General features: G+C 60.3%; 10 protein-coding genes. 2 read left to right on the top strand and 8 right to left on the bottom strand.

Annotated elements, in window-relative coordinates; all coding sequences use genetic code 11:
• Positions 1-273 precede the first annotated feature (273 nt).
• The gene (locus tag JOE34_RS09915) at positions 274-1,614 is read left to right on the top strand and encodes an MATE family efflux transporter (protein ID WP_209995635.1); all 1,341 of its coding nucleotides are present in this window, start codon (positions 274-276) and stop codon (positions 1,612-1,614) included.
• Here JOE34_RS09915 and JOE34_RS09920 read toward each other — a convergent pair.
• The 6 genes from JOE34_RS09920 to JOE34_RS09945 all read right to left on the bottom strand — a co-directional run bounded on the left by JOE34_RS09920 (position 1,608) and on the right by JOE34_RS09945 (position 8,162).
• Positions 1,608-2,513 (bottom strand): alpha/beta hydrolase, encoded by a 906-nt coding sequence (locus JOE34_RS09920; protein ID WP_017278135.1) that lies wholly within the window; start codon positions 2,511-2,513, stop codon positions 1,608-1,610. The two genes, JOE34_RS09915 and JOE34_RS09920, sit on opposite strands and share 7 nt — an antisense overlap.
• 80 nt (positions 2,514-2,593) lie before the next feature.
• The gene (locus tag JOE34_RS09925) at positions 2,594-3,718 is read right to left on the bottom strand and encodes a contractile injection system protein, VgrG/Pvc8 family (RefSeq protein WP_209995641.1); all 1,125 of its coding nucleotides are present in this window, start codon (positions 3,716-3,718) and stop codon (positions 2,594-2,596) included.
• Positions 3,719-3,975: 257 nt separating this feature from the next.
• The gene (gene speA / locus JOE34_RS09930; protein WP_209995643.1) at positions 3,976-5,889 is read right to left on the bottom strand and encodes an arginine decarboxylase; all 1,914 of its coding nucleotides are present in this window, start codon (positions 5,887-5,889) and stop codon (positions 3,976-3,978) included.
• An 88-nt stretch (positions 5,890-5,977) separates the two neighbouring features.
• Positions 5,978-6,349, bottom strand: coding sequence for a translation initiation factor Sui1 (locus JOE34_RS09935; RefSeq protein ID WP_003340951.1), 372 nt, complete (start codon positions 6,347-6,349; stop codon positions 5,978-5,980).
• A 188-nt stretch (positions 6,350-6,537) separates the two neighbouring features.
• Positions 6,538-7,083 (bottom strand): NUDIX hydrolase, encoded by a 546-nt coding sequence (locus tag JOE34_RS09940; protein WP_024959366.1) that lies wholly within the window; start codon positions 7,081-7,083, stop codon positions 6,538-6,540.
• On the bottom strand, positions 7,083-8,162 hold the full coding sequence (locus JOE34_RS09945) for a DUF2333 family protein (protein ID WP_003313910.1): 1,080 nt from the start codon (positions 8,160-8,162) through the stop codon (positions 7,083-7,085). Before JOE34_RS09945 ends, JOE34_RS09940 begins: the two co-directional genes overlap by 1 nt.
• A 264-nt stretch (positions 8,163-8,426) precedes the next feature.
• On the opposite strand from JOE34_RS09945, the gene JOE34_RS09950 reads away from it, so the two are divergent.
• A complete protein-coding gene (locus JOE34_RS09950; RefSeq protein ID WP_003391944.1) occupies positions 8,427-10,082 on the top strand; it encodes a PleD family two-component system response regulator in 1,656 nt (551 codons plus the stop codon).
• 7 nt (positions 10,083-10,089) lie between these two features.
• Here JOE34_RS09950 and JOE34_RS09955 read toward each other — a convergent pair whose 3' ends face one another.
• Both JOE34_RS09955 and JOE34_RS09960 read right to left on the bottom strand, forming a co-directional pair.
• Positions 10,090-10,884 (bottom strand): response regulator transcription factor, encoded by a 795-nt coding sequence (locus JOE34_RS09955; protein WP_004416012.1) that lies wholly within the window; start codon positions 10,882-10,884, stop codon positions 10,090-10,092.
• A gap of 167 nt (positions 10,885-11,051) precedes the next feature.
• Entirely contained in the window at positions 11,052-11,522 is a 471-nt protein-coding gene (locus JOE34_RS09960) for an A24 family peptidase (RefSeq protein ID WP_003340946.1), read from the bottom strand.
• Between the last annotated feature and the right edge of the window lie 37 nt (positions 11,523-11,559).

Consider the following 11,559-nt stretch of genomic DNA (forward strand, 5'->3'; position numbering starts at 1 on the left):
GGTAGAGAGGATGCGACTATATAACAGTCGTGATGACAAGTATTACTGTCAGATTGACCCGTAAGGTCATCTATCGAACGGACTGACTATCCGTGCCATTGCGCGTTGGCATGCAGCGGGTGACGCCGAGCGTCACGAAATGCATTCCCACTGGAGCGTGCGCAACGATAACGCTGCAGCTTTCGAGGCATGAGTACCGTTTCCGGACGTATCGAAACGCTGGGACACCCTGCGTTTGATCTGGCTACAATGCCCGCCTTGCCGGGGGTTCTCATGTCTACGTTGCTCACTGACTGGCGTCATCGCTCAACCCATCGTCGCGTCTGGGCGCTGGCGACGCCGATGATTCTGTCGAATATTTCCGTGCCGTTGGTGGCGCTGGTCGACAGCGCGGTGATCGGTCATTTGCCCCACGCCCATCAACTGGGCGCCGTGGCGGTGGGCGCCACGCTGTATACCTTTCTCGCCTGGGCCATGGGCTTTCTGCGCATGGGCACTACCGGTTTTGCCGCGCAGGCGGCAGGGCGCAGTGACAGCGCTGCCTTGCGCCGGATTCTGTTGCAGGGGCTGCTGCTGGCTGTCGGGTTGGCGTTGCTGCTGGGTGTGATCGCCTTGCCGTTCAGCCATCTGGCGCTGACGATGATGCAGCCGTCTGCCGATCTGCAGCAAATGACCCTGGATTTCTTCCATACCCGACTGTTCGGCCTGCCTGCGGCGCTGGCCAGTTATGCGCTGGTCGGCTGGTTTCTTGGCGCACAGAACGCTCGGGCGCCACTGGCGATTCTGCTGGTGACCAATGCCGTCAACATCGTGCTCAATCTGTGGTTCGTCATGGGGCTGGACTGGGGCGTGGTTGGCTCGGCACGTGCTTCGGTACTCGCGGAGTGGACGGGCGTGGTGCTCGGTCTGCTGCTGGCGCGTAACACCTTGCGCGCCTGGCCTGGGCGGATCGTCTGGTCGGCCTTGCGGCTATGGAGCAACTGGCGGCCCTTGCTGGCAGTCAACCGGGACATCTTTCTGCGCACGCTGGCGCTGCAATCGGTGATGTTCCTGATCACCGTGCAGGGCGCTCGCCTGGGGGATGCGACGGTCGCCGCTAATGCCTTGCTGCTCAATGGCCTGCTGTTGACTGCCCATGCCCTGGATGGGCTGGCGCATGCGGTCGAAGCGCTGTGCGGCCATGCCATCGGCGCGCGGGACCGGGATACGTTGCGCCGCTCCCTGGTGGTCGCTGGGGGCTGGTCACTGATTGCCAGCGTAGTGTTCGCGCTGTTCTTTCTGGTGGCTGGGCATGGCTTCGTCAGCCTGCAGACCGATATCCCGGAAGTGCGCGCCACTGCGATGACGTATCTGCCGTATCTGGCGCTGATGCCGTTGCTGGCCGTCTGGAGCTATTTGCTGGACGGCCTGTTCATCGGTGCCACGCGTGCGCGGGAAATGCGTAACGCGATGCTCTTCAGCGCAGCGTGCACCGCGCCGCTGGCTTATCTGGCTTCCAGCCACGGCAACCATGCCCTATGGCTGACGTTCCTGGCCTTTACCCTGCTGCGCGGCCTTAGTCTGGGGACCATTGCCTGGCGGCTGACACGCAGTGACGGCTGGTTCGTTCACTGAGCTTTCGACCCGGTTGCGGCGTTCTTTTCAGACGCCGTTTGCGGCGTGTGCTTGACGAACATGTCCACCTCGTCGACCACTGGTGCCAGACCGCTTAGCAATTTGGCGAATGCGCCGACCAGCGTGCCGTGGTTGGTGCGCGAGAAGTACAGGTCGCGCACCGGCACGCCGGCTTCCCGCAACGACCTGGCCAGGCCGCCCGTGTTGCGCTTGGGGTTGACCAGCGAGTCGGTGTTCGAGGCCATCAGCAATGCCGGTGGTGCACTGGACGTGACGTGATTGATGGGTTGCGAGTCGGGCGGTGAATTGGGGAAGAAGAACACCGGCTTCACGTCCGGGTTCTCGATGGGCAGGAAGTCGTAAGGCCCGGCCAACCCGATCCAGCCGCTGAGGATGGAGGGCGACAACCCTTCGCGAGCCAGCCAGCGCGGGTCGAGCGCGAGCATTGCGGCGTTGTAGGCACCCGCGCTGTGGCCCATTACGTACAGGCGGCTCGGATCGCCACCGTAGGTGTTCGCATGCTTGTGCGCCCAGGCCAGCGCCTTGGCCGAGTCTTCCAGAAAGCTTGGGTAACGTACCTGTGGATACAGCCTGTAGTCGGCGATAACCACCACCATGCCTCGTGCGGCCAGCGCTTCGCCGACGAATGCGTAATTGGCCTTCGAGCCGCTGTTCCAGCTGCCACCATAGAAAAACACCACGACCGGTGCCTTGGCCGGTTTTGCCTTGGGCGTGTAGACATCCAGCGTATTTCGTGGATCTGGCCCGTAAGCCAGATTGTAGACATGATCGACAGGGCCGCTGGGGTTCAACGTATTGAGCAGCTTCAAAGGCGAGCAGCCGGACAAGGCTGCCAGTACGGCACCGGTCATCAGTGTCAGGAAAATCACTCGGATCATAGCGGAGGGGCTCTGGAAGGTAAGTCGGATATGCCTGAGACCGTCACGCTTCGTCCCAGTGCCGCACAGTTGCTGCTACGTCATTCAGTGGCGTGCGGATCACTCGGTGGGCTGGCGAAGCTGATGCGCGGGCTGCTCAGCGTAAGACCGCTGTCATCGATCTGTACCGTGCTTGCCCCGGCATCGACGGTCAGTGTGCTGCCTTCAGCCAGTTCTACGCGGGTCCCGTCCGCCAGTTGCAGTTGCCGGTCTGGCCCGGTGATCAGCTGCCAGTCGAGGTGCATCTCGACGTTATCGGCAGGTGCCTGATCACATCTGTGGCCGCCATCGTCTGCCAGCGCTGACAGGCAGCCGGTGATCTGCGGCGGGCGTTTGTCGTCTGCGCAAAAGCTCACTATCACTGCCATGCCACCCCGACACTCAACATCCAGCCCTGCAGCCAGATGCAGCCAACAGCCCGCGTCGGGGCCCTCCGGACGTTGCCAGTCCCATTCGAGGCGCACGTGCACCCGACCTGACGCATCGGTCTTTGCCGGTTCGCCGTCGCTGCCGATGATCCAGCCACGCTGCAGTGGCGCGATGGCAGGGCGCGGTGCCGGGGCAGGTGCTGTTAACCCGGTCTCCCAAGGGCTGGCGCCAAATACCAGCAGGTGGCGGCGACGCGAGTGGACGAAATGGTAGTGAATGCCTTCTTCTGCACACAGCCGCTGGACCAGTTGCAGGTCGGATTCCTGATACTGCACGCAGCTTTCGCGCTCTATGCATTCTGTCTGCAGGTCAAAGCGGAAGGCGTTCTTCAAACCATGTTCTTCCAGCACCTGGGCGATGATCTGCGTGGCAGTCATGTGCTGAAAGATACGTGAGTGCTGACGCAGTCCGAGGCAGGCCAGTCGAGGCCCCATCAGCAGCGTATAACAGGCCGGGCCGGGGTGGTAGTGCTTGCGGGTCGCGCCGTGGATCTGACCGTGAAAGCCTTGTCCTTGAAAACTCTGCCCCGGAAAACCCTGCTCGCCACCGCAGCTCAGCCAGGCAGGCTTGTACATCAGGCTGGTCAGGTCCAGATCGAAGCCGTCGCCGAGGATTTCCAGCTCGATGGCATACGGCTGGCTGATCGCTTCGGTTGCGCTGAACGATACGACGGTGAAACGGCGTTGCAGGCGGGCAATCTCCAGATAAAAGAACGGCGCGCTGTCGGGGTCGGGCATGGAGGGCTTCTCTACCGGGAATGCGACCGCAGATTCTCGCGCAGAAGCCGGGCAGGGTAGAGGTCTGCAGGTAGAACAGGACGTTGCCTACAGCAGATGTTGGTGGGGGATTACGTCGAATGGGTGGGTTGTATGAGCGCGGGGCATGGGGGGCGGTGGTTACGGGCACCTCTCGTCCCTCACGCTCCGCGTCACGAACTGCATGCCAATGCGGAGCATTGGCATGACAAGCAGTTAGATCTGGCTCCGCGCAAGGATCAGGACGACAGGTACGACGAGCGGGTCAGCCCCAGGCGCAAGGCATCGAGGAAGTAGGTGCGCTCGCGTGGGGTGATCTTGGCGCTGGCGACCTTGTCCCGGTAATGGGTCATCAGTTCTTCCGGCGACAGGTGCACGTAGCGCAGCATGTCTTCGATGGTGTCGTGGGTTTCGATGCCGGCGTGGTAAACGCTGCCGTCCGGGTTCTGGTAGATGTTCACCGAGTCGGTATCACCGAACAGGTTGTGCATGTCGCCGAGAATTTCCTGGTAGGCACCCACCAGGAAGATCCCCAGCAGGTAGTCTTCGCCTTCGTTCAGCGAATGCACCGGCATGCTGGTCTCGATGCTCTGCTCATCGACGTACTGCTTGATCTTGCCGTCCGAATCGCAGGTCAGGTCCTGAAGCACGGCGCGGCGCACCGGCTCTTCATTCAGGCGGTGCAGGGGCAGAATCGGCAGTACCTGGCCAATGGCCCAGGTGTCCGGCAGGCTCTGGAACACCGAGAAGTTGCAGATGTACTTGTCGGCCAGCTTGTCGTTGAGCTCGTCCAGCACCTGACGATGGGAGCGTTGACGGGCTTTCAGCGAGTTGTACAGGCGGCGGCAGACGGCGAAGTAGCATTGCTCGCCCAGTGCCTTTTCCGACAGGCTGATCTTGCCATCGGCGTACTGGGCGGCGATGTCGCTCATGTAGTGCGTAGCGCGCCAGTAGGTTTCGGTGACCATCTCGATGTCGGTCGGGCCGAGCAGGTCGACCAGCCATTGCACGGTTTCCGGCAGGCTGGCCTTGTCGGCGATTTCCGGGACTTCGTCGTTGTGTTTTTCGACGTCGGTCACCTGCACCACCAGCATGGCGTGGTGGGCGGTCAGCGAGCGGCCGCTCTCCGAGAAGATATGCGGGTGCGGCAGGCTTTGCGCGTCGCAGAATTCCTTGAGCATGCCGACCACCACGCCAGCGTAGTCGTCCATGTCATAGTTGATCGAGCTGGCGTTGCGCGAGTGCGTGCCGTCGTAATCGACACCCAGACCACCCCCCACATCGATGTAATCCACCGGCAGGCCAAGCTTGCGAAGTTCGCCGTAGTAACGGATCGCTTCCTTGAAACCGTGCTGATAGTCGGCCAGGTTGGCGATCTGCGAGCCCATGTGGAAGTGCAGCAGGCGGATGCCCTGATCCAGGCCGGCCTTGCGGAAACGCTCGACCACCGACAGCAATTGCGCCGCCGACAGGCCGAACTTGGATTTCTCGCCACCGGTATCCGCCCATTTGCTCGACGCCAGGGAAGACAGGCGCACGCGCAGACCGACCTGGGGGGCGACTTTCAGCTCGGCGGCTTCTTCGATCACCAGTTCGACTTCGGACTCTTTCTCGATGACGATGAACACGTTGTGGCCCAGCTTCTGGCCCATCAGCGCCAGACGGATGAACTCACGGTCCTTGTAACCGTTGCAGACGATGGTGCCACCTTTGGGCGCCAGTGCCAGCACGGCCATCAGCTCAGGCTTGGAGCCCGCTTCCAGGCCGATGGAGACGTTCTGCGTGGCGATGATGTTTTCCACCACCGCTTCCTGCTGGTTGACCTTGATCGGATACAGCGCGGTGTATTGGCTCTGGTATTCCAGGCGCGCGATGTTGCTGTCGAATGCGCCGGTCAGCTGGCGCACGCGGTCTTGCAGGATGTCGGGGAAGCGCACCAGCAGCGGCAGCGACAGGCCGCTCTTGCGCAGGTTGTCGACCTGTTCGTAAAGATCGATGGGCGAGCTGTCCGGCCCGTTGGGACGGACTTCAACGCGTCCCGCTTCGTTGATTGCAAAATAATCCGCGCCCCAATGGCGAATGCCATAAACGCTGCGGCTGTCCGCAACGGTCCATTGGCTGCCATCGTCTTTGCGTGTGCGTCGTACGGACATCGAAGTCCCCTATAAAGAAGTCGTAGCGCCAGCCAGTAGCCAGCTGGGCGCATTGTAATGAGTGGAAATGACGATTTGATTCGCGGGTTCAGCCGCCGGACTTTTTAGCCTTGAAGCCTTTTTTGATCAGCTCTGCCACCAGCAGTTCTACGTGATCACCCTGAATCTCGATCACGCCTTCCTTGAGCGATCCGCCGGTGCCGCAGCGCTGCTTGAGGGCCTTGGCCAGCTCTTTGAGCGGTTCTTCGGCCAGCGGGACGCCGCTGATGGTGGTGACGGTCTTGCCGCCCCGGCCCTTGCTTTCGCGACGTACACGGGCAATGCCGTCCCCTTCGGGGATGGCCGTCTGTTTGCAGGTGCACTCGGCAACGGGTTGACGACAATCGGGGCAGTGGCGCCCAGCGTCGGTTGAAAATACCAGGCCACCCAGGGCGGCGAGAGAAGCGGCTTTTTTAGCCACGCAAACATCCTCTTGTTGAGGACTGAAGATGGGTCGGGCTCGTACGAGCCATCGACCGCGAAGCCCCACTCTGGCAGGGGCAGCGCTACTGAAACGGCAGGGCCGGTCCAGTTTGAAAAGGTCGCGCAGTGTAACGGCAAACAGGCCGGTTGCTAAGGGGCTGGATGCGCCAATTTCTGAACACTCGCTTACTGCTCGTTCTCTATCTGTTTGAGGTAGCGTTTCAGCGCCGCCAGGGAGTCAGGGCACCAGGGATTGTGCTCAGCCTCTTGCAGCACGTCGGCGATGGGCATGAAGCGCGCCTCCAGGACCTCTTCAGGTTGCAGTTTCAACGGCCCGTCCCACACGGCTGAAAACACTGCACACCAGAGCCGGTTGCCCGGCTGATCGAAGAAAAACTGTTCGTGGGCCTGCAGCGGCACGCCACTGACCCCCAGCTCTTCTTCCAGTTCTCGCGCGGCAGAGGCCGCATAGCTTTCATCCGCCTGGACCATGCCGCCTGCGGCTACATCCCAGTAGCCGGGATAAATAGCTTTGCTCAAGGTGCGTCGATGCACACACAGCTCACCCAGACTGTTGAACAGCAGGATATAAGTGCCGCGTCCGATCAGCCCGCGTTCACGCAAGTCGGCACGGACCAGCGAACCGAGCAGTCGATCCTGTTCGTCGACCCAGGCGATCTGCTCGGCATCCGAGGCGGCGCGATGCGCGGCCTCGTTGGCAGGTATGGACATCAGCCCTGATTCAGCAGTTGGCGCAAGTCAATGACTGCGGCGTTGGCACGCGAGATGTAGTTGGCCATGACCAGCGAGTGGTTGGCGAATACGCCGAACGGGCTGCCGTTGAGAATCATCGGGCTCCACATCGGCTCTTGCGAGGCTTCCAGCTCACGAATGATCTGGCGCACGCTGACCGTCGCGTTCTTCTTCGCCAGTACATCGGCAAAATCGACCTCGATGGCGCGCAGCAGGTGCGACAGCGCCCAGGCCTGACCACGTGCTTCGTAGAACACGTTGTCGATTTCCAGCCATGGCGTTTCGACGATTTCCTCATCGACCTGCGGCACTTCACCGGGCTTGACCGACACAGCGGCTTCGGTTTTCAGCGTGCTGTTGAGTTTGACCCGACCAACGCTGGCCGACAGGCGTTGCGACAGCGAACCCAGGCGGGTGCCGACATCGCCCAGCCAGTTGTTCAGGTTGTCGGCGCGGGCGTAAAACAGCGCGCCTTTCTGGTTGGGATCGGACAGGCGTGCCTGATAGCGGCTCAGGGAGTTGATCCCCTCGGCGTACTGCGACTCGCTCGACGGCAGGAGCCAGCTGCGATTGTTGAAGTTGAACAACGGCTCGGCACGCGCCAGATCGCCGTCTTCAGCCGATTGCGACTGGGAGCGGGCGAAGTCTTTGCGCAGCGCACGACTCAGGTCACGCACCTGAACCAGCACGCCGTATTCCCAGCTCGGGATGTTGTCCAGCCACAGGCCTGGTGGCATGCGATCATTGGACAGGTAGCCACCGGGCTTGCTAAGCAACGTGCCTGCTACGGTCTTGAGTGTTTCAACCGTCGTGTAGCCGATGACCATCTGTTTGCCTTCGCGCTCGGCGGCGGCTTGCGCATTCTGTTGCACCGGGAACAGGGCAGGCTCCTTGCTCCAGTACCAGCCGACTGCCAGTGCGACGAGCAGGTAGATCAAGATCAGGGCGCCCAGCGCGCGACTGTAGAACAGGTTACCCAGGTAACCGCGGCGTTTGGTCGATGAAGTGTCTGCGGTGCGCGCACCCGCGCTGCCTGCGCGGTTCTTCCAATCCAGCATGGTAGGGTCCTTTCGATCTTGAGTTGAATGCTTCACGAGGCGTTCGACCGCAACCTTACCTCAAGGTGCGGCTGACAGACATTATCTTGAGATTTGAACTGTAACGATCATAGGCGCAGTCTATGCATCGATTGGTTTTGCATACTGGCTATGCGCCATCAAAATGTTGTCAAATAAGTGACTTACGACGCTGTTCTGTTGTAACGGAGGTGCTAGCATAGCGCCATCAGCCGTATCGCTCAGCAAAACCACAGTAGTCTGAATATGACCTACCCTGAAGACCCTAGCCGAGATCGCCTGAAGCACCACTTTGCCCAGCGGGTCATTCACCAGGCGCGCCAGATTCTAGAGACGTGGCAACGTCTGCAGAAGGCCGAATGGTCGGTCGGCGATATGGCCGAGCTCAAGGAGTCCACGCAGCGTCTTTCGCGCTTTGCCGAGCGCTTCGAGCAGGTTGAACACAGCGCTCTGGCACAGGAGATCAGTCAGGCCCTGGATGTGGTAGAAGCCAATCGCGGTCGTCTCAACAGCCGTGTCATCACCGATCTCAATCGCCTGATGCAGCGCCTTTCCCGAACCGGGCTGCGCCATGGCGATCGTTTCGAGCAAACGGCGCTGCCACCGTTGCGCAAGCCCGTCTATATAGTGCTTCAGGATCACGAGCGGGCCGAGCGCCTGGCCAAGCAGCTGGAGTTCTTCGGTCTGGCAGCGCTGTCGCTGCACAATGTCGCCGAGTTTCAGCGGGCAATGGCACAGCGGCACCCGGCAGCGATTGTCATGGACGTCGATTTCAGCGGACCCGGCAAGGGGCTTGAACTGGCCTCCCAGGCTCAGGAAGGGCTGGAGCAGAAGCTTCCGCTGCTATTTTTCAGCGTCAATGAAACCGATACGCCCACCCGCCTGGCCGCGGTCAGGGCCGGTGGCGAAGAGTTTCTGACCGGCGCGCTGGAAGCGTCGAGTCTGCTGGAAAAAATTGAAGTCCTGACCTGCGTGGCTCAATACGAGCCTTATAAAGTGCTGATCATCGACGACTCGCGCGCGCAGGCGCTGCACACCGAGCGTGTTCTGAACGCTGCCGGAATCGTGACGCGGGTGTTGCTTGATCCGATTCAGGCGATGTCCGAACTGGCCGAGTTTCAGCCTGACCTGATCATCCTCGATATGTACATGCCGGGCTGTACCGGCACTGAGTTGGCCAAGGTCATCCGCCATAACGACCGTTACGTCAGCGTGCCGATCATTTATCTGTCGGCCGAAGACGATCAGGACAAGCAGCTCGATGCCATGAGCGAAGGCGGCGACGACTTCCTGACCAAGCCGATCAAACCCCGTCACCTGATCACCACCGTGCGCAACCGCGCTGCCAGGGCGCGAAACCTCAAGGCGCGCATGGTCCGTGACAGCCTGACCGGGCTTTACAATCACACGCATATTTTGCAACTGCTGGAAGATTGCAGCTTTCGTTCGCGACGTGAAGGCAAGCCGCTGTGCTTTGCCATGCTCGATATCGACCACTTCAAGAGAGTCAACGACAGCCACGGGCACCCGATGGGGGACCGTGTGATCAAGAGCCTTGCGCTGTTTCTCAAACAACGCCTGCGCAAAACCGACTTCATCGGTCGTTACGGTGGTGAAGAATTCGCTATTGTCATGCCGGACACTGATATCCAGAGCGCCCACGGGGTACTGGATGACATTCGCCATCGTTTTGCAGAGATCCATTATCCGGCGCAGCCCGCCGATCTGTTCTGCACCTTCAGCGCCGGCGTGGTTGCCCTCGGTGCCCATGACGACAGCCTGAGCCTTGCCTCGCAGGCGGATACTGCGTTGTATTGCGCCAAGCATGCGGGCCGCAATCGCGTGCACTCGGTGCTGGTCGACGTGCCTTATCACGTCGTGCGGACCGAAATCGAAGCCTGATTCCTGCTCAGTCCTGGCTTTCGATCTGTCTGTGCCGCTCCGCCGATTTGCCCGGTGAAAATGCCAGCGCCAGTTGTGTGCGGTTGTGCATGTGCGTCAGGCGCAGTACTTGCGACACATAGAGTTTTACAGTGTTTTCAGTTATGCCCAGTTCGCAGGCGATCTGGTAATTGGTCAGCCCGGTACTGACCAGGCGAGCCACGTCCAGTTGGCGAGGTGACAACTTGGCCAGTGCCACCGGCATCTGCCCGTCACGTTCCTGGCGGTCACGCGCTTTGCGCGCGGGTTGGGGGTTGTTCTGGACGCTGTCCAGATTCTTGTAAAGGTCGTCGATGGAGGCGGCCAGGAACTGGAGCTTCTCGTTGAGCAGGCCCAGTTGCTGACGGTTTTTCTGCCGCTCGTGCAGGGCTTGTACTTGCAACTGCACACCTTCGAGCAATTCTTCCAGATCAACCGGCTTCTGGTAGTAATCGGCGATGCCGGCCCGAAGCGCCTTGATGACGTCTTTCTTCTCGGCCTGGCCGGTCAGCATGATGGCCTCGAACAGGTGCGTCTTGCCGCCAGTCATCTTCATCGCTTCGACCATCTCGATGCCGTTCATGCCGGGCATTTCCAGATCACAGAGTACGATGCCGATGGTGCTGTCGGCGTTGAAACGCTCGATGGCCTCAAGGCTTGAGTGGCAACGCACACACTCATAGCCGCTGCTTTCCAGAAACTCGCAGAGTTCTTCAACGATAAGGGGCTGGTCATCGACCACCAGAACTTTCGTGAGCGGGTCGTTATCCACAGGCAACTCCATGCTGTTAGGGGGCCGTTGACGGCGCCCCGATCCATTCAGCAAAACATGACTCGGCGTTATTCGATCAGTGCGGGTATTGATGACAGTACGCCATCGCGATGACTTAACCGTAGTCGTACTTTCTGACTATGTACATAGCAATAAAATTTTCCCGCAGCGTTAGTCGACTAGTGGAGCAGTGCCGTGCTCAGGAGTAAGCCTGCGAACAAGAAAGGTGAAAAAGGATATTTATCTGGCGCCGTGGGGTTCATATACCGATAGCGTTGCGTAACCCATTGCTGTGTCGGGGGCCAGGCACGCTTTGCGACGATAAGCCAGGTCGCCATGGCAACCCCGGCGCCAATAAACGTACCCAGTAGATAGGCACTGTTCGAGGCCAGCGCCAACGCCGTCATCAGTTTGACGTCTGCGGCACCCAACTTGCCGAGTGCATAGCCTGGCAATGTCAGCGCCAATGCCAAGGTCACGGCCAGCAAGGCCTCCAGCGCAGGCGAGCCGAGCCAGGTCATACCGGTCAAAGCCAGGTAGATAATAGCCAGCGCTGCGGCGCCGAGTGTCAGCCCGTTGGAAATCTGCTTGCAACGCGCATCCTGTTCGGCGCAAATTGCAAACCATATCAACAGGAAAAATAATTTCATCACGCCGAAGACATCCTGTTATCGGGAAAGAATCTAT

The sequence above is a fragment of the Pseudomonas sp. PvP028 genome (assembly GCF_017832255.1).
Taxonomy (GTDB): Bacteria; Pseudomonadota; Gammaproteobacteria; order Pseudomonadales; family Pseudomonadaceae; genus Aquipseudomonas; species Aquipseudomonas syringae.